Origin of the sequence: Chryseobacterium sp. KCF3-3, from assembly GCF_045865955.1 — a bacterium.
Lineage (GTDB): Bacteria > Bacteroidota > Bacteroidia > Flavobacteriales > Weeksellaceae > Chryseobacterium.
Map to the genome: position 1 here is coordinate 1,509,486 of NZ_AP035792.1, position 19,441 is coordinate 1,528,926.

The 19,441-nt window shown below is 35.5% G+C and carries 14 protein-coding genes and 2 tRNA genes; 10 read left to right on the top strand and 6 right to left on the bottom strand.

What is annotated here, in order from left to right; genetic code table 11:
- Positions 1–84: 84 nt before the first annotated feature.
- The 4 genes from ACKTTZ_RS06755 to ACKTTZ_RS06770 form a co-directional block, all read right to left on the bottom strand.
- Entirely contained in the window at positions 85–1,818 is a 1,734-nt protein-coding gene (locus tag ACKTTZ_RS06755) for a thiamine pyrophosphate-dependent enzyme (protein WP_034692737.1), read from the bottom strand.
- Positions 1,819–2,072: 254 nt separating this feature from the next.
- Positions 2,073–3,275: a diaminopimelate decarboxylase gene (lysA, locus tag ACKTTZ_RS06760; protein WP_174774481.1), complete on the bottom strand. Its 1,203-nt coding sequence runs from the start codon at positions 3,273–3,275 to the stop codon at positions 2,073–2,075.
- A 259-nt stretch (positions 3,276–3,534) separates the two neighbouring features.
- Positions 3,535–4,758, bottom strand: a complete 1,224-nt coding sequence (locus ACKTTZ_RS06765) for a PolC-type DNA polymerase III (protein WP_407847939.1) — start codon at positions 4,756–4,758, stop codon at positions 3,535–3,537.
- 152 nt (positions 4,759–4,910) lie between these two features.
- Complete coding sequence (locus ACKTTZ_RS06770) at positions 4,911–6,437, bottom strand: helicase HerA-like domain-containing protein (RefSeq protein WP_407847941.1); 1,527 nt, start codon at positions 6,435–6,437, stop codon at positions 4,911–4,913.
- Positions 6,438–6,779: 342 nt separating this feature from the next.
- Here ACKTTZ_RS06770 and ACKTTZ_RS06775 point away from each other — a divergent pair, with 342 nt between their 5' ends.
- The 3 genes from ACKTTZ_RS06775 to ACKTTZ_RS06785 are packed head-to-tail and all read left to right on the top strand — an operon-like array spanning position 6,780 to position 8,883.
- Positions 6,780–8,189: a rhodanese-like domain-containing protein gene (locus tag ACKTTZ_RS06775; RefSeq protein ID WP_034692745.1), complete on the top strand. Its 1,410-nt coding sequence runs from the start codon at positions 6,780–6,782 to the stop codon at positions 8,187–8,189.
- A gap of 3 nt (positions 8,190–8,192) precedes the next feature.
- Positions 8,193–8,570: a rhodanese-like domain-containing protein gene (locus tag ACKTTZ_RS06780; RefSeq protein ID WP_051934222.1), complete on the top strand. Its 378-nt coding sequence runs from the start codon at positions 8,193–8,195 to the stop codon at positions 8,568–8,570.
- A gap of 13 nt (positions 8,571–8,583) precedes the next feature.
- Entirely contained in the window at positions 8,584–8,883 is a 300-nt protein-coding gene (locus ACKTTZ_RS06785) for a thioredoxin family protein (RefSeq protein WP_407847944.1), read from the top strand.
- 135 nt (positions 8,884–9,018) lie between these two features.
- Here the strand turns inward: ACKTTZ_RS06785 and ACKTTZ_RS06790 are convergent, their stop codons facing one another.
- Positions 9,019–9,771, bottom strand: a complete 753-nt coding sequence (locus ACKTTZ_RS06790; protein WP_034692747.1) for a nitrilase family protein — start codon at positions 9,769–9,771, stop codon at positions 9,019–9,021.
- 221 nt (positions 9,772–9,992) lie between these two features.
- On the opposite strand from ACKTTZ_RS06790, the gene ACKTTZ_RS06795 reads away from it, so the two are divergent.
- The 7 genes from ACKTTZ_RS06795 (at position 9,993) to ACKTTZ_RS06825 (ending at position 18,704) form a co-directional block, all read left to right on the top strand.
- Positions 9,993–10,433: a DUF6646 family protein gene (locus ACKTTZ_RS06795; RefSeq protein WP_034692749.1), complete on the top strand. Its 441-nt coding sequence runs from the start codon at positions 9,993–9,995 to the stop codon at positions 10,431–10,433.
- Positions 10,434–10,547: 114 nt separating this feature from the next.
- Positions 10,548–12,038 carry an RIP metalloprotease RseP gene (gene rseP / locus ACKTTZ_RS06800; protein WP_034692751.1) on the top strand — a complete coding sequence of 497 codons (1,491 nt, stop codon included), beginning with the start codon at positions 10,548–10,550 and terminating at the stop codon, positions 12,036–12,038.
- Between the two features lie 80 nt (positions 12,039–12,118).
- Positions 12,119–12,192, top strand: a tRNA-Asn gene (locus ACKTTZ_RS06805).
- A gap of 287 nt (positions 12,193–12,479) precedes the next feature.
- Positions 12,480–15,671 carry a S41 family peptidase gene (locus tag ACKTTZ_RS06810; protein ID WP_407847947.1) on the top strand — a complete coding sequence of 1,064 codons (3,192 nt, stop codon included), beginning with the start codon at positions 12,480–12,482 and terminating at the stop codon, positions 15,669–15,671.
- 294 nt (positions 15,672–15,965) lie between these two features.
- Positions 15,966–16,042, top strand: a tRNA-Asn gene (locus ACKTTZ_RS06815).
- 584 nt (positions 16,043–16,626) lie between these two features.
- Complete coding sequence (locus tag ACKTTZ_RS06820) at positions 16,627–18,132, top strand: hypothetical protein (protein WP_407847949.1); 1,506 nt, start codon at positions 16,627–16,629, stop codon at positions 18,130–18,132.
- 11 nt (positions 18,133–18,143) lie between these two features.
- Complete coding sequence (locus ACKTTZ_RS06825; protein WP_034692755.1) at positions 18,144–18,704, top strand: DUF6705 family protein; 561 nt, start codon at positions 18,144–18,146, stop codon at positions 18,702–18,704.
- A 176-nt stretch (positions 18,705–18,880) separates the two neighbouring features.
- Here ACKTTZ_RS06825 and ACKTTZ_RS06830 read toward each other — a convergent pair whose 3' ends face one another.
- Positions 18,881–19,267 carry a hypothetical protein gene (locus ACKTTZ_RS06830; RefSeq protein ID WP_407847951.1) on the bottom strand — a complete coding sequence of 129 codons (387 nt, stop codon included), beginning with the start codon at positions 19,265–19,267 and terminating at the stop codon, positions 18,881–18,883.
- Positions 19,268–19,441: the final 174 nt, after the last annotated feature.

The window sequence follows — 19,441 nt, forward strand, 5'->3', positions numbered from 1 at the left end:
AACAAAACTTCACGCAAAGCATGAAGTTTTAGAATTTAAATATTATGAATTCAAAGCAAGTTTTGAATTCATTGCTTCTTAATCTTATAGCAGACCCTTAATGTGTTTATAATTACTTTTTACAGTTTCAAAAACCTCATCCATTTTACCACCAAGCATCAGCTGAGCCATAGACTTGGTCATTCCCATAATCTGGTCAAATTCAATCTTAGGAGGAAGAGCCAGCGCATTAGGATTGGTGAAAATATTCAGAAGATAAGGTCCGTTGTGATCCAGACATTCTTTGATAGCACTTTCTACATCTTCCGGAAGATGAACGTTTTTTCCCGGATAGCCCATAGCGTGTGCAACCATTGCAAAATCCGGGTTAATCATATCTGTTTCATTGTCGGGCATTCCGCCAACTTCCATTTCCAGTTTTACCATTCCCAACGTTCTGTTGTTGAAAACAATCAGTTTTATTGGAAGCTTATACTGAAAAATAGTAGCCATATCTCCTAACAGCATAGATAATCCTCCGTCTCCACACATGGCAATCACCTGTTTCCCAGGATGAGCTAAAGCTGCTCCGATAGCCATTGGCATGGCGTTCGCCATTGATCCATGATTGAATGAACCCAGCATTTTCCTTTCGCCTGTTCCTGTAATAAATCTTGCTCCCCAAACACAGCACATTCCGGTATCAACCGTAAAAATCGCGTCATGCTTAGCAAGTTTATCCAACGTGTGCGCCACATATTCCGGCTGAATAGCATTCTCTTTTCCAGAATCTTTAACATACTCCAACTGGTTTTCTTTCACTTTATCATAAAATGCCAGCTGCTCGTTCAGGAAATGAACATCCGTTTTTTCTTCCAGTAAGGGCAGTAATGCTTTAATGGTTTCTTTGACATCTCCAGCAAGTCCTAACTCTAATTTTGCTCTTCTTCCTAATCTTTCAGGACTTTCATCAATCTGGACAATTTTATTTTTTACAGGCATGAATTTCTGATAGGGAAAATCCGTCCCCAGAAGAATGACGAGATCAGCTTCGTGCATGGCGTGATACGCCGAAGGAAATCCTAACAATCCTGTAAGTCCTACTTCATTAGGATTATTGGGTTGGATAGCCATTTTTCCCCTAAATGAATATCCTACGGGCGCTTTTAACAGATTAGACAAAGCAATCACCTCATCACGGGCTTCAGCTGCTCCTATTCCACAATACAGTGTTACCTTTTTGCTTTTATTTATAAGTCCCGATAAACTTTTTAGTTCATTATCAGATGGTCTTATCACAGGATTGGTTTTAAAGATTTGAGTGGAGGTAGAGCCTTCTTCAGCATCCAGTTCAGAAACGTCTCCCGGAAGTCCTATCACCGCAACTCCTTTTTTGGAAATTGCATGTTGAATAGCAGTCTGTACCGTTCTTTGTACCTGCTCTGGCCGGGTAATCATTTGATTATAGTAACTACAGTCGTCAAACAGTTTTATCGTATTGGTTTCCTGAAAGTAGTCCATTCCCATTTCGTCGCTTGGAATCGTGGAAGCAATCACCAACATGGGGACATGAGAACGATGCGCTTCATAAACTCCGTTAATCAGATGGACATGCCCAGGGCCACAGCTTCCGGCACACACTGCCAAACCATCAAGCTCAGCTTCTGCAGCAGCAGCATAAGCTCCTACTTCTTCATGCCTTACATGAATCCACTGAATACTGCTTTTTTTGACCGCAATATTCAAATGGTTGAGACTATCGCCGGTTACTGCATAAATTCTTTTCACATTGGCATTTTCGAGCATTTCAACAATCTGCTCTGCGATGTTTTTTGCCATAATTACTCTGTTTTGGTGGTTGTTTTTGGGTAAAAATAGTACTTGAAAAGGATAATAATCTTCCTATTTCTATCAAATTTAGCTAATAAAGTTGAGACTCCATCTCTCATTCAATGTTAAAAACTTGTAATTTAATTTTGAATTCTTTTTCTATTTAAACCTCACAGGTTTTGAATACCTGTGAGGTTTAGGTCTCCAGCAAAACAAAACAGCCACCCAAAAAAGGTGGCTGTTTATATGATATGTTTCGGATTTTACATCACTACTTCTATCTGATTTCTCAACAAATCTTCAAACTCATCTCTTTTACGGATCAAATGAGCTTTTCCATCTAAGAACAGAACTTCAGCAGGCTTTAATCTTGAGTTGAAGTTTGAACTCATTTCAAAACCATACGCTCCTGCATTGTGGAAAGCAAGGATATCTCCTTCTCTTACTTCATTCAGTTTTCTGTCCCATGCGAATGTATCGGTTTCACAGATGTTTCCTACTACCGTATAAATTCTTTCTGCTCCTTTCGGATTAGATAGGTTCTCAATCATGTGATAAGAATCGTAGAACATCGGACGGATCAGGTGGTTAAACCCTGAATTCACTCCTACAAAAACGGTAGCAGTTGTCTGCTTGATTACATTAGCTTTCACCAATAAATATCCGCTTTTCCCAACTAAGAATTTCCCGGGTTCAAACCATAACTCGAATTTTTTTCCTGTAGATTTTGAAAATTCAGAAATTACTTTTTCTACTTTTTTACCTAATGTTCTCACATCAGTTTCTTCTTCACTGTCCTGATAAGGGATTTTGAAACCACTTCCCATATCCAGATATTTCAGGTTCGGGAAATGCTCAGAAAGTTCCAGCATGATCTCCAAGGCCTGAAGGAATACATCAGGATCTTTAATTTCGCTTCCTGTATGCATGTGAAGTCCTTCAACATTCAGGTTGGTACTTTTCATCACTCTTTCGATGTGACGAACCTGGTGAATGGAAATACCGAATTTACTGTCGATATGCCCTGTTGAAATCTTATAGTTACCGCCGGCAAAAATATGCGGATTGATTCTTACTAAAATAGGATAGGTGTTTCCGTATTTATTCCCGAATTGCTCAAGAATAGAAATGTTATCAATGTTAATATGAACTCCAAAAGTCATTGCTTCTTCTATTTCAGCCAGATCAACACAATTGGGAGTAAACAATATCTTTTCTTTCGAAAATCCTGCCTTCAATCCTAGTTTAACTTCGTTAATAGATACACAATCCAAAGATGCCCCCAGGTTCTTGACATACTTAAGAATATTGATATTTGTCAAAGCCTTTGCAGCGTAGAAGAACTTCGTATGTTTTAAAAATGAAGAGGTAAGTTTTTCGTATTGAACTTTGATGGACTCCGCATCATAAACATACACTGGTGTGCCAAACTCATTGGCAATCTTTAATAATTCTTTTGAATTCATAATTTCATTTTAACATAAAAAAAGCAGATTCTTCAGAAAAGAGCCTGCCACATTGATTATTTTTTATGCAAGACAACTCTTTTAAATATTCCAAACCTTAGAGAACTTTACAGCTCCCTTTTTTCCAGTTTTATTTTGTTTAAAATTTTGCATTGCTTGTATTTATTTTTTGCAAAAATACTATTTATTTTTTACTTTTTAAAAATTGATTTTACAAGTATTGTGTTCAGAAGATAACTTGTAACATATAGACACTCTTTTACTTCGGTAACGGTAATGTCTCAAAATCCCCACGAAGCAGTGCCAGCTGCAATTCGTTATTCAGATCTGTGGAAGATAGCGGAAGATCAATTTTCAACTTAGCCAGCTTACTCAGTGTCTGAATCTGCGTAAACAGCTCATAGAATCCAAAGGAAACCACCTTCCCGTTTTCTATGATTAAAAATAACTTTTCTCCTAATTTTCTTCCAGACCCCAACCAAAGTTCATTCCTTTTTCTGAATTCAATTTTCTGTTTCAGGACAGAAAAATCTTTAAATTCTTCCTGAGAACCAATGAACTGAACAGCTTTTGTCCCCTGAGTAAATGATCTGAATTTCAAGACCGGTTTCTCAGTTTTATTGAGTTTATTTTTCTCAACCACATATTTATTATTCCTGAAATATAATCCGAAAGGTAAAACTTCTTTCTTTTTAATATTCTTGGAATTCAGGATCAATTTGGCAATAATATCTGTTCCGGTAAGCTCAAAATTAATCTGCTCAACATCTTTCTGAATCTGTTCCCATTTTTTTGATTTGGAATTGAAAACCTTTTTGGAAAATTTGTTGATATCCTGAACATAATCAGAGAACATGATACGACCAGCTTCATCCTGAAAGTATACAAATCCTTTATCATTAGGAAGATCCTGGGTCAGTTCTTTGATCTTATTGATATACGTTTTGGCATTAGACTCATCGTGCTGCTTCTGAATGATTTCATTTTCTGTATCCTTTGAAATCAGAAGTTTGAAAAGTTCTAAGGTAGCTCTTGCATCGCCTTCCGCCCTGTGATGATTCGTCAAAGGAATACCCAATGATTTCACCAGTTTTCCCAACGAATAACTTACCTCATCAGGAATCAGTTTTTTCGCTAACGGAATTGTATCTAAAGTGTTGATTTTAAAATCATAACCAAGCCTTTTGAATGACTGGCGAAGCATCCTGTAATCAAAATCAATATTATGACCTACCAAAGTTGTATTTTGAGTAATTTCTATCACTCTTTTGGCAATTTCATGAAATTTTGGAGCAGTTTTGACCATTTTCGGGGTAATACTGGTCAGTTTTTGTACAAAAGGGGTAATATCACCTTCAGGGTTTACCAGAGATATAAACTGGTCTATAATTTTCTGACCGTCATATCTGTAAATGGCGATATCTATAATGCATTCATTTCTATAACCTGCACCATTACTTTCTATATCTATAATTGAATACATGAATGTGTGTTAACTGCTGTTTTTCTAGTTTAATATTTAAAACCGATCTCTTATTCCCCAATAAAATACGGTCTTATTTTTCTTTGTTAAGTAAAGATAACCTGCTAAAATAACAAAAAATATATCAAAATACAGCAGGTTGTCTTTCAAAATTATCTTCTTCTGCCTCCCAGACCGAACATTCCGAGAATAGCTTTTGCTCCTTCTCTCATTAATGTAGAAGTAAAAGTACGTCCGGCTTTACTTTGTAATACCTGTTCAAACATTCCGGGTTCTTCTTTCACTGGTCTTGATTTTTGGGTTGGAGCAGGGTTTTGTGCTGCCTGTTCCATTCTGCTGGTCAGCATTTCATAAGCAGATTCTCTGTCAACCGCCTGCTCATATTTTGCAACAAGAGCTGATCTTGAAGTGAGATCGGAAATTTCAGCATCATTCAGAACATCCATTCTTGATTCCGGAGAGATCAGATAAGTATGTACCAATGGGGTTGGAATTCCTTTTTCATCAAGAGCTGTAACAAATGCTTCTCCAATTCCTAAATTCTGGATCAGACTGGAAGCATTATAGTATTCTGTGGTAGGATAATTTTCAACAGCTTTGGTAATTTCTTTTTTATCTTTCGCGGTAAATCCTCTTAATGCATGCTGTATTTTCAATCCTAATTGGGAAAGGACATTTTCAGGGACATCACCAGGAATCTGTGTAATAAAATAGATCCCAACTCCTTTGGAACGGATCAGTTTTACCATTGTTTCAATTTGTGAAAGAAGCGCTTTGGAAGCTTCATCAAAAATCAGGTGGGCTTCATCAATGAATAACACCAATTTCGGCTTTCCGCTATCTCCTTCTTCCGGAAATGTCATATAAATTTCTGCAAAAAGAGAAAGCATAAACGTGGAGAAAAGCTGAGGTTTGTTCTGGATATCTGCTACTCTTAAAATATTAACGACTCCTTTTCCGTCTCTTGTTTCCAGTAAGTCATGAACATCAAAGCTTAATTCACCGAAAAATCCTGCTGCTCCCTGTTGCTCCAGGGCCACAATAGATCTTAAAATAGCTCCGAGAGACGCTGGGGCAATAGATCCGTAATTGGCTGCAAGCTCGGCTTTTCCTTGTGCATTATCCGTCACATACTGAAGTACTTTTTTTAAATCGTTAAGATCAATCAATGGAAGTCCTTTATCATCACAGTATTTGAAGACAATGGACATGATACTTTGCTGTGTATCATTCAATTCAAGGATTTTGCTTAATAAAACAGGCCCGAATTCTGTAACCGTAGCTCTCAATTTTACACCTTTTCCTCCGGAAATGCTCATGAGTTCTACCGGAAAGCCTTGTGGATTATAAGGAAGCTGTGTTTTGCCATACCTTTCTTCAATGATAGGATTCATCTGTCCCGCTTCTGCAATCCCGGAAAAGTCTCCTTTAATATCCAGAACCAAAGAGGGAATTCCTGCATGAGAAAGCTGTTCTGCAAACACCTGTAATGTTTTTGTTTTACCGGTTCCGGTAGCTCCGGCAATAAGACCGTGACGGTTTATGGTTTTCAGAGGTATAGTTACGTTCACTTCTGTGACTACTTCTCCGTCCAACATTCCTTTTCCTAATATTATATGCTCTCCTTTTGGAGTGTATCTCGTGTTAAGTTCTTCAATAAATTGTGTTTTGTCTGCCATTTGATTGCTTTTTTAAACTTATAAATATAAAATTTTTTGTAAAATATGTAAAGATATTTTCAGAAGAACTTCTCTCTATTCCTTTCGAAAATAAATTTGCCCTTTGATAATCAAATCTTAAACCACGATTATTTTTTTTCATATCAGGAAGCGTATAAGAACTAAACATGATATAAAACAGCATTCGCCAATTGACATTATGTAAGGCATTCTTTTTGCTTAAAAACAACATACTAAACACACGTTTAACAAAGTATTGAAAGAAACTATCAATGGGATTTAACATTTCATTTAGAATTTATCTAATACTTTGTATCTTTAACTCATTAAAAAAAGACCCCAATGAAAATTGAACAAATATATACGGGCTGTCTGGCTCAGGGTGCCTATTATATTGTATCAGAGAATGAAGCTGTCATTATTGATCCTCTAAGAGAAGTAAAACCTTATCTGGATCGTCTGGAAAAAGACAATGTCACTTTAAAATATATTTTTGAAACTCACTTCCATGCAGATTTTGTATCAGGACATTTGGATTTAAGCAAAAAAACAGGTGCTCCTATTGTATACGGACCTACTGCTGCTCCTGAATTTGATGCCATCATTGCTGAAGACAATCAGGTTTTTGAGATCGGAAAAGTGAAAATAAAGGTTATGCATACTCCTGGACATACGATGGAAAGCAGTACTTACCTTTTAATCGATGAAAATGGTGTTGAAACTGCAATTTTCACAGGTGATACCCTGTTTTTAGGAGATGTAGGAAGACCGGATCTTGCACAGAAGGCGACTAACCTTACTCAGGAAGACCTTGCAGGAATTCTTTACGACAGTCTTCAGAACAAAATTATGCCGTTGGATGACAGCATCACAGTTTATCCAGCTCATGGAGCAGGATCTGCGTGTGGGAAGAATATGCAGAAGGAAACGGTAGACATTTTAGGGAACCAAAAAAGAACAAACTACGCTCTTAATCAACCGGATAAAGCTTCTTTTATCAGAGAAGTTCTTGATGGCTTAACCGCTCCTCCAAAATATTTCGGGATGAATGTTGCTTTAAATAAAGGTGGCTATGAAAGCCTGGACGTTGTGATGAACAAAGGCTTACAGCCTGTTGCACCTGAAGATTTTGAAGCACTGGCAGAGGAAACAGGAGCATTAATTTTAGATACAAGAGGAGCTGCGGACTTCCATAAAGGATTTGTTCCCAACTCTATCAATATAGGACTGAAAGGAGATTTTGCCCCATGGGTAGGAACCCTTATTGTAGATGTAAAGCATCCTTTATTATTAGTTACTGATGAAGGAACTGAAGAGGAAGTGATTACAAGACTGAGCCGAGTAGGCTTTGACAATGTGATTGGTTACCTGAAAGGAAGTTTTGAAGCATGGAAAAAAGCTGGTAAGGAAATTGACGAAGTTAAAAGAATTACTCCGTCTGAATTTGCAGAGCAGTTTACAGCAGACGCTACTGTAATTGATGTAAGAAAACTGACTGAATACTCTGCAGAACACATTGACAACGCTTACAACAAACCATTGGATACCATCAGCGACTGGGCACGTACCATTGATGATTCTGAACACTTCTTCCTGCACTGCGCCGGCGGATACAGAAGCATGATTGCTGCAAGCATCCTTAACTCACACGGAATCAGAAATTTTACTGAAATAGAAGGTGGTTTTAACGGAATCAAAAAAACGGAAAAACTTCCAACTACAGATTTTGTATGTCAATCTAAGACCTTGTAAGACATGAAAATTCAGTTTTTCGGATTATTTTTAGCATTAGCATTTACATTAAGTGCCTGTAAGACAAACCCTACAGCTACAGTTCCTACAGCCAACATCAAAGAAGTGGTTAACAGCCCTGATGTAACATTAGTAGATGTCAGAATTCCGGAGCAATATGCTGCAGGAACAGCAAAAAATGCTATCAATATTCCATTAGCAGAGATTCAAAACAATATAGAAACTCTAAAAGGAAAAAAAGTTGTTGTGTTTTGCAATAAAGGAATCCAGGCAGATCAGGCCATGGAAATTCTGAAGAAAAATGGTGTGGAAGCTTATGATGGAACAACCTGGAAGAATGTAAAAGCGATCCAGGATGAAACAAACAAAAAAGCAAACTAATAAAACCAAAACTATGTCACAAAAATTTCAGGAAATCATAGATTCCGAAAGACCAGTACTTATCGATTTTTTCGCAACATGGTGTCAGCCTTGTAAAGTACAGTCTTCGGTATTAAATACAGTAAAGGAAAATATTGGCGAAGGAGCCAGAATTATAAAGGTAGATGTAGATCAATATCCTGCACTGGCAGCTCAGTATGGTGTTCGTGGAGTCCCTACACTGGCCATTTTTAAAAAAGGAGAAATGCTATGGAAGGAAAGTGGTGTTCATGATGTGAATACCCTCACACAACTTTTACAAGAATATGTTTAAAACTGTGATTTTTCACAGTTTTTTTGCTTTTTATAATTCCCGCAGATCGCACAGATTTCCACAGATAATTATGCTTATTTTTCTTTATATAGAAATTAAAAATCTGTGAAGATCTGCGAAATCTGTGGGAAAATCTTAAAATTCAATAGAAAAGGAATCTCTATCATTCAAAAACTGGAAATGCTTTCTAAAATCTTTCAATTCCTCTATATACAGTTCTGCAGATACAAGACTTCCCTGTTTCTGAGAAATTTCTTTTCCATCCCCAAAGAAGCAGTGAGAACTTTCCTGATAAAACAAATCATTTCCATCGGTCCCGATTCTATTTAAACCAAATACAAAAGATAAGTTTTCAATAGCTCTGGCTTTTAGCAAGTGTTCCCATGCTCCTACTCTTTTCTCAGGCCAGTTGGCAACATATAAAAGGGCATCATAATCATCATTATTCCTTGCAAAGACAGGAAAACGAAGATCATAACATACCTGAAGCAGGAAACGTATTCCTTTATATTCAACAATTACTCTTTCTTTTCCTGGTGTGTACACTTTATCTTCTCCGGAAAAAGAGAACAGGTGTCTTTTATCATAAAAAGATGTTTCACCATCCGGCTTTATAAAAAACATTCTGTTATAAAATTTTCCGTTTTGTTCTACCGGAGCACTTCCGCAAAACGCTGCATTTTTCTCTTTCGAGATCTTTTTCAAAAACTCCAGTGATTCATTATTTCTGTCCGAAACTTCAGAAGCATCCATACAGAAACCTGTTGAAAACATTTCAGGAAGAAGAAACAGATCTGCCTCTACATTCAGTAGTTCACTTTCTATATGTGCAAAATTCTCAGTTTTATTTTTCCAGATGATATCTAAATTAAGCCCTACAACTTTCATCTTTTATTCTTTTTAAATTATTCCAAATGTGAAGTATAAAAATACAGCTTTTATCTTTACAAAAGGAGAATTAAATGGTTGAAAAGATGGTTTTTCACGCAAAAACAGGGTACTATTTCTTAATAATTTATTAAAGTCAATCATTTTTATACGACTCCCATTCTTTCGGTTTCATTTTTGATAGAGATATTTTTTATTATTACCCTTAAAATTAAAAATTTATGAAGAAATTGTTTTTTATGGTGGCGATCTTCTTTTTTGGCGCTATGGCTAATGCTCAGGCCTGGACAGGAAAGGGAGATCAGAAAATACAACTGGGACTGAGCGCATGGGGATATGGAACCGGAATCACGGGAACTTACGACTATGGACTCAACAAACTTATTTCTGTAGGAGCCGGGATTAATGGCTACTTCGACAATTATAAAAACAACGATAAAGATAATCGTGTTTTTGTTTTCGGAAGATTGAACTTTCACTTACAGGAAGCTTTAAACTTGCCCTCCAAATGGGATATCTACCCTGGAGTAGACCTTGGAGTTCTTGGGAAAGACTTTGGAGTGGGAGCTCACATCGGAGCCCGTTATTTCTTCACAGAGAAAATTGGAGTCTTTGCAGAGGTTGGTAATAATGGCAGCCTTGGTGTTTCTTTCAATTTATAATCTTATCATCAAATCGTCTTTAAATATGACAAAGCTTCTTGTTTCGGGGAGCTTTTTTATTTGGCATAGTTTTGATAATTGTTACCTTTGCAAATTAAAATCTAAAATTTATTAATGGAAATAGCAATTAAACTTTTTCAGTTCATTCTGAGCATCTCTATACTTGTGCTTCTTCATGAGCTTGGGCATTTCTTACCGGCAATATGGTTTAAGACCAGAGCAGAGAAGTTTTTCCTGTTTTTTGATCCTTATTTCTCCATATTCTCCATGAAGAAAATCAACGGAAAATGGCAGTATAAATTTTTATCAAAAAACTTACCGGATTCTGAAGTAATAGAAGTGAACGGAAAGAAGGAAGAAGTTCCTATCGATATATCAAAACTTCCGGATAACGACTGGAGAAAACACCCAGAGCAAACGAAATACGGTATCGGATGGCTTCCTTTTGGAGGGTATGTAAAAATTGCCGGAATGGTGGATGAAAGTATGGATACTGCCCAAATGAAAAAACCGGCAGAACCATGGGAATTCAGATCAAAACCGGCTTGGCAGAGGCTGATCATTATGTTGGGAGGAGTTACAGTTAACTTTTTCCTTGCATGGTTAATCTACAGCTGTCTTTCTTTCTTTAACGGAGAAACGTATACGGATATCACAAAATTCAACAACGGTATTGAAGCGACTTCTGCTGGAAAGAAAATGGGATTCCAGAATGGTGACAAAATCATCAGCGTAGACGGAAAACCTGCGGAAAGACTTGAAAATACTTCAATCAATATTCTATTAGGAGATCATGTTACCGTAAACAGAAACGGGCAGGAAGTTACTTTCCCGGTGAATGCAGATGGTGTAGCAGATGTTCTTAAACAGAAAGAAGCAAGACTATATATCACCCCAAGAGTTTCTATGGTTGTTGATTCATTAGCGACTCCTTCTTCTCAGGCATCTGGTCTAGCAAAAGGTGATAAAATTGTAGGAATCAATGGTAAGAAAGCAGCATTCTTTGATGAAGTAAGCGCTCTTTTAAGTGAAAATAAAGGAAAAACAATTTCTGTAGACGTTGAAAGAAACGGAGCTCTACAAACATTACCGGCAGTTTCTGTAGATAAAAACGGAAAATTAGGTATCGCAATTGACACAAAAAGCATCGCTAAAAATATTGTAACGAATAAAAAATATTCTTTCGGTGAGGCTATTCCAAGAGGATTTACAAGAACTATTGAAGCATTAACAACTCAGGTTAAGCAGTTCAAAATTATGTTCAACTCTAAAGTTCAGGGTTATAAGAACGTTGGAGGTCCTATTGCTATTGTAAAGAATATGCCTGTGGATAAAGATGCGGATGGAAGCGTTAAGATCAACTGGGTTGCTTTCTGGAGCTTTACAGCAATGTTCTCCGTATGGTTAGCATTCCTGAACCTTATTCCTATTCCGGGACTTGATGGTGGACACGTTTTATTTACTTTATATGAAATTATTGTAGGGAAACCTGTTCCGCAGAAAGTTTTGGAAAACGCACAGATGATTGGAGTTATCTTCCTGTTAGGATTGATGTTACTGATCTTTGGAAGCGACATCTTCAAAGTATTTATGGGTAAATTATAAATTTTTTAAAATTTCTCTTAAAAATATTTGTAGGGTATAAATATTCGTCCTATATTTGCACCACTTAAAACAAAGGACATTCCTCCTTAGCTCAGTTGGTTAGAGCATCTGACTGTTAATCAGAGGGTCGCTGGTTCGAGCCCAGCAGGAGGAGCAAGAAGACTTACAGAAATGTAAGTCTTTTTTTGTGCTTTCATCTGAACAATACACTGTAATAACTATAAAAAGACTGATATTTGCAACTTATCTTAAGTTTTTATGAAATATTGACCTGTTGTATTGAATATCATCTGCCCTTTCAAGCATTTTTCATGTAACTATTTCGTTAATAATCCGACTATTCTTTTTCAGAGTACTACAGATTGAGAAAATTTTCAGCAAATGAAAACTTCTCTACAATGAAAAAGAATAATAAAAACAACATATAGTATTAATTGTACCATGAAGAAAACTATTATTTCGTTATTCACAGCATTTTCTATTATAGGAATTTCGGCGCAGGAAAAGTCTTATTTTTTATCAAGTCCTTCATTGAGTCCTGATGGAAAAACAGCTTACTTCTCTTATGACGGTGACATCTGGAAAGCAGATTCCAATGGAGGAAATGCTTCAAGAATTACCGCACTGGATGGAGAAGAAATCAATCCCCGACTTTCTCCGGATGGGAAATGGCTTGCATTCAGTTCTAACCAATACGGAAATTATGATGTTTATCTAATGCCCGCAGGAGGCGGAACCATCAAGCAGCTGACTTTCCATACCGGAAGAGACGAAATGGAAAGTTGGGCATGGGACAGTAAAACGATTTATTTTACTTCCACCAGAAATAATAATTTCGGAAGTTTTAAAACCACAATTGAAGGAAAAACTCCAGAAAAACTTTTCAATAATTACTTTAACTATACCAATGGACTTGTGGAAACTCCTGCAGGAGAATATCTTTTCACAAGCTCATCTGAAAGCGCCCATCAGGTACAGAGAAAACGTTATAAGGGAGAAAATAATCCTGATATTCTCGGATACAATCCAAAAAGCAATTCTTTCAAACAGTACACCAACTATGAAGGAAAAGATTTCAATCCAAGTGTAGATAAAAATGGTATTATCTATTTTATTTCTGATGAGAACAATGGAGAATACAATCTTTATAAAATTGAAAATGGTAAAAAAACTGCTTTAACGCAATTTGACACTTCTATTAAAAAACCTTTTGTTTCAGCCGACGGATCCAAAGTTATTTTTGAAAAGGATTATCAGCTTTATACTTATGATGTAGCCTCAAAAAAAACAACTCTACTCAACATCAGTCTGAATACCAATAAAACCCTGGAAAAAGCTCAGAATTTCAATGTGGAAAATAATATTTCCTATTATGATGTATCTCCGGACGGTAAAAAAATGGCATTCATAAGCCGTGGTATCATATTCGTTTCTGACATTGAAGGAAAGTTTGCCCAGCAGGTTTCTGACGGTAAAGAACGTGCTATGGAAGTAAAATGGCTGAAAGACAACCGTACTTTACTTTACAATCAGACTTATAACGGATATCAAAACTGGTTTACGATTCAGGCAGACGGAAAAGGACAGCCAAAGCAATTAACGGAAGATTTAAGAAATAACCGCAGCATCACCCTGAACAACGACCTTTCAAAAGCCGTTTACTTAAGCGGAAGAGATGAAGTAAGATTATTGGATTTAAAAAGTTTAAAATCCACTACCATTGTAAAAGATGAAATCTGGGCATTCCAAAACTCAAGACCTTCTTTCTCGCCAAACAATGAATATGTATTATTTTCTGCAAAAAGAAACTTCGAACTCGATATTTTCATCTATAATATCAAAAAAGCACAGACTTTAAACCTTACCAACACTGGAGTTTCAGAGGAAGATCCTGTGTGGTCTCCAAACGGCAAGTATATTTATTTCGCGAGTGACAGAACCAATCCGTCTTACCCTCTAGGCATGCAGAAATCTAACATTTACCGCATGGCTCTGGATTGGTTTGATGAACCTTTTAAATCTGAAAAATTCGACAGTCTTTTCACTGAAGAAAAGAAGGAAACAAAATCTTCGGATAAAGATAAGGATAAAGATAAGAAGGACAAAAAAGGGGAAGACAAGGATAAAGAGGACAAAGAGAAAAAAGAAGAAAAAGAACCGGTAATCAAAGAGCTGAAAGTAAATCCTGAAGATACCCTGGACAGAATTGAACTGGTAACCGACCGATATGGATATCAGGATGATCCGACCGTTTTTGCCGATGATAAAAAAGAGATTCTATTATTTAATTCTAATCAGGATAATGGAAAAAGACAACTATACAAAAAGGTTTTCACCGATTTTGAGCCTGCCAAATCTGAAAAAGTATTTGATAAAGCAGCTTATTATTTAACTAAAAATGAGAAAAACCTATTCGCTCTGATAGAAGGTAATATCTACAAAACAACTGTTGCTGCATTAAAGCCTGAGAAAATCAATATCCAATATAGCTTTGATAAAGATCTGGCATCAGAATTTACTCAGATGTATGCTGAAGCATGGACAGGTGTAGAAGAAAACTTCTACGACGAAAAATTCCATGGTATCGACTGGAAAGCCAAAAAGGAGCAGTATGCAAAGTATCTTCCGTATGTAAATAACAGAAATGATCTGCGAATTTTATTGAATGATCTTCTGGGTGAGCTTAATTCTTCACATACCGGATTTTCATCTACTGGAAAAGAGGAAACTGTATTCCTGAACTATTTCACCAACGAAACCGGAATTATCTTCAAAAAAGACCAGCCTTACACGGTAGAAAGCATTGTAAGAAAATCTCCCGCTTACCGTTCAGGAGTTGACATCAAACCCGGAGATCAACTGACTTCTGTAAACGGAAAAAAGATCGATCAAAACGAAAATATCGAAACCTATTTCACAAGCCCTAAAAAACAGGATGAACTTGTTCTTACCTTCAACCGTGATGGTAAAACTGTAACAACCAAAGTACATCCGATTTCTAATGGGGAATTAAAAGGATTACTTTATGATGATTGGATCTACAACAATCACCAGCGTGTAGACAAGCTTAGCAACAACCGTATTGCCTACTCTTGCATGAAAAACATGTCTACTGATGAACTGGACCGATTCCTTCTGGATATGGTAGAACAGGAGAACAGAAAGGACGCTGTTATTCTCGATTTACGCTACAACACAGGTGGAAATGTTCATGATAAAGTATTGAATTTCCTTTCTCAGAGACCTTATCTGCAATGGAAATACCGTGAAGGAAAAATAACCACACAACCGAACTTCGCTCCTTCCGGAAAACCTATTGTTCTTCTGATCAACGAAACTTCATTAAGTGATGCTGAAATGACAGCAGCCGGGTTCAAAGCTCTAAAGCTGGGTAAAATTATCGGTCAGGATACTTATCGATGGATTATTTTCACTTCAGCAAAAGGGTTGGTAGACGGATCTTCTTATAGACTTCCTTCATGGGGAACTTACACATTAGACGGGCAGAATCTTGAAAAAACAGGTGTAAAACCTGATATTTATGTTAAAAATACCTTTATGGACCGTCTTCAGAACAATGATCCACAACTGGAAAGAGCTGTTCAGGAAATTCTTAAAGATTTAAAGAAATAAATAGAGTCCTGTAAAACTGCAGACAAATATATATCTGATGCTGAAATAACGGTTATTTTCACCGTTATTTCAGAACCAGATTAAAGCTAAAAACCCTGAAGATGTAAGTTATTATTCTAATTAAACCATTTTGGCTTCTATATTTCTAAGAATATTTCTGGAATCAATTTAAAAAGACAAAATATTTCTTATTGAATTTCAACACATTTAGTCAAAAATCATCAAGAATAAAGGATAAAACTTGCTTGGTACGGATATTCCTATTATATTTGCACCACTTAAAACAAAGGAAATTCCTCCTTAGCTCAGTTGGTTAGAGCATCTGACTGTTAATCAGAGGGTCGCTGGTTCGAGCCCAGCAGGAGGAGCCACATTATCAAGGAGTTACGATATTTAATTATTGTAACTCTTTTTTATTTGCACAAAATTTGCATAAAAATTCAGCATTTTTAATATCTTTTTCCACACCCGATTTGCATAACCCTTGCACAAAGTCCAAAATTTCAATTTAAAACTTCCAAGCTATAAAACACCAACAAGTTTTAATAAACAGCCTGAAAATACTATCTAACACTGTCAAAACTCTCACTTATATCAAACACAGGTAGAAATAGAACTAAAACCCACAAATAACCACTGATAAAAACAAAAACACATTCCAAGACCGCACAAAACAAAAAAAAACTATCTAAAAAAGCTGTATAGTAATCTCTATATATTCTATAAACACAAACCAATTTAAACCCACTAATTGAGTAAAAATAAATCCAACCAAAATGAAAAAATACACAACTTAAAATATAATACGACACGTTTTGTCGCTTTATAGGTATACATTTGCATCAAAGTAGTAAAGAACAAATAAAAAGATATTTCCACTTTATTAGGACTTAATTATTGAATTTATATCTTTGCCGCCAAGAAAACTAAATAACTTTTAAATTTTTACACATAAATGAAAAACAAATTTATTGTGAGGTTACTCTCTTTGGTAACTATTATGGTCTTGTTATATTCCTGTAGGAATGAACTAACATCAGAACAAGAAACCTACAACAACAGTAGTCAATTCAAACCAACATCTAAAACAATTAGTTTAGAACAAAGCAAACACAAATTAATTCTTAAAACTGAATTACAAAAAGCACAAGGCAATTTACAAGAAATCAAAACCAACTCATCAGGTAAATCAGTTGATTATGCAAATGGTGTTTCCATTGACACAGATAATGTAACTTACATTGAGGTTGGACCCACTTTCCATACCTACACATTTAATCTAGTTAGAGAAAATGCTTCTGAAAATGCACCATTAGAAAATTTGGTATTATCTTCGCTACCTGACGGAACTTATAAAGAACTTTTAGTAACTTACAATTTTACATCAGAGGAAAAAAAAGATTTACTTGCTGGAAAATTTGTGAAAACAGCTGGCAAAACCACAGCTATTGAACTGACAAAAGGAACTTATGGAGGGGTGATTTCTAACAGAAGTATGGGAGGTTCCGAATCCTGCTCTTACCAAACGGTAGATATGGTTTTTTCCTGCTATACAGGTGAGCATCATTCGGGTAACGAAAGCTCTTGGGGTGGATGTAATTGGCAGAATGCTGATGGAGGTTATCCCCCTCTACACATTACTACAGTTGCATTAGTTTGTACAGCAAGTACGGCGTTGGGAGATGACGGCGCACCAGGAGGTGGAACAGGTTCTGGTGACGGAGGAGGTTTAGGAAGTGGACCAAACGAAGGAACTCCTACAATACCAACGCTACCGCTTCCAAGAAACACTCCTTGTGGAAAAATAAAGGTTCAAAGAAGAAATGTTGACTTTTATGGTAAAATGAATGTGTTAGAATCTAATACGGGTTTAAAAATGGAAACTGGATTTATACAAAGAAACGATGGTAATTACGAATATAAAGACAATGCCACTGCTAATGAGACTAGTAATTCATTAGGACTTCCTAATGCTAGTTTACCAGAAAATAAAAATATTAAAGGGTATATGCATACGCATGTAGATGATTTTACATATTATGATACTACAGAAGGGGCAGATGCTACAAGATATGGTATAAAAATATTTTCTCCTGCTGATGTAAGTTATTTTATGGATATGATAAAAAATGCAAAAGATAACTTCAATGATTTAGGAGAAGTTTATGCTGTAATGGTTTCAAGTTCGGTAAATTATCAAATTCGTTTTACTGGTAACGAATATCAGATTAAAACTTTCACCGATGCTGATGCTATAGCTTTAAAAAAATCTTATTTTGAATTTATGAGAAGTAGAATAGGTAAACAGAAACAACTAGAGTTAGGCTTTCTTCAATTCATAAATGACAGAATGAATTTAAAAGGAGTAAGTTTGTATAGAATGAATACAGATGGAACAACCACAGAAATTAACCTTAATGCTGATAAAACAGATACAACAGAAACAAATTGTCCAAACTAAAAAAAAATTTTATGAAATACTTATTTTTTACTTTAATCTTTTTTACTATTTCTTGTAACGCACAAGTAATTTCTTTAGAAGAAGCAGCTCAATGTCTAACAAATCCTAATTGTCCAAACTATAATTATGAAAAAGATATTAATAATTCTTTAAATAAATATATCAGTACATGGAAAGGGACTTATAATGGAAAAACCTATGAGATTCAGCTCAAAAAAGGCATTTATGAGGAGATAGGTATAAGAAGAGATAAATTAATTGGTAGAATGAAAGTAACTGATGCTAACGGAAATATAATTTATAATTCTTTTAACGAAACTAATGATACAACGATTAAATTTAATGGCCTAGGATTTCAAAAAGATTTAAAAGCATACATGATGTACTTTATTGGCAATAGTGAATTTGCTTGTGGTGAACAAGGTATTGTTTATTTAAGAATTAAGCCAGAAACACCAAATAAAATGAGTATACTTATGTTGCAAGATGCCGATATTACTTGGGGAGAATGTCCACCTAGTTATCAACCCACTATACCTTATAAAAAATCAATATCTTTAGTAAAACAATAGACTAAAGATTTTTAAAGCATTAAAAAATGATTGGTTCTACCACAGACAGGCATAGCCAATCATTTTGATTTTAAGCCACATCACTATATCAAATTTGAAATAACATATTAGATATTTGATAAGAAGAAATGATTGGTTTTACTACAACTACACTATAGTAAAACCAATCACTTTCTTTAATTCCCAACAACAATTGGATAATTCTCATCACAATCTTTAAACAACTCATCAAACTTTTTAATAATCATATTTTTAAGGTATATAAAGGTTTTATCTAATTTCTTAACCTTAATATAATTTTTTAATCTGGTTTTACTTCTTCCTTTCGTAGCATCAGAACCAAAATCCTGTTTCCAAAAAGTATACTCTAATTTGTTTCCCAGATTAGCAATTTCTGTATCAGTAAGACCTTCAGTAAATCTATCATCCACAATCATCAAAGAATCAAACATTAGAAAATCATTGAATAGTGTAACATTTTTGTATGGTTCGTATAAATCACAGAAATTCAATATTCCAAACTTTTCTAATTCCTTTGAGTTGTATTTTAATTCTATTCTCAAAAGTTCATAATCAAGTTTATTTTGTCTGCCTTTATCATAGATTTTAAAAGTGTAATTTCCTGATTTAAATTTCTTTAGTACAAACCCGTTTTTATCTTAAAACTCAATCACCTCTAACTGTTAATCAGAGGGTCGCTGGTTCGAGCCCAGCAGGAGGAGCTACTGAAAATCAAA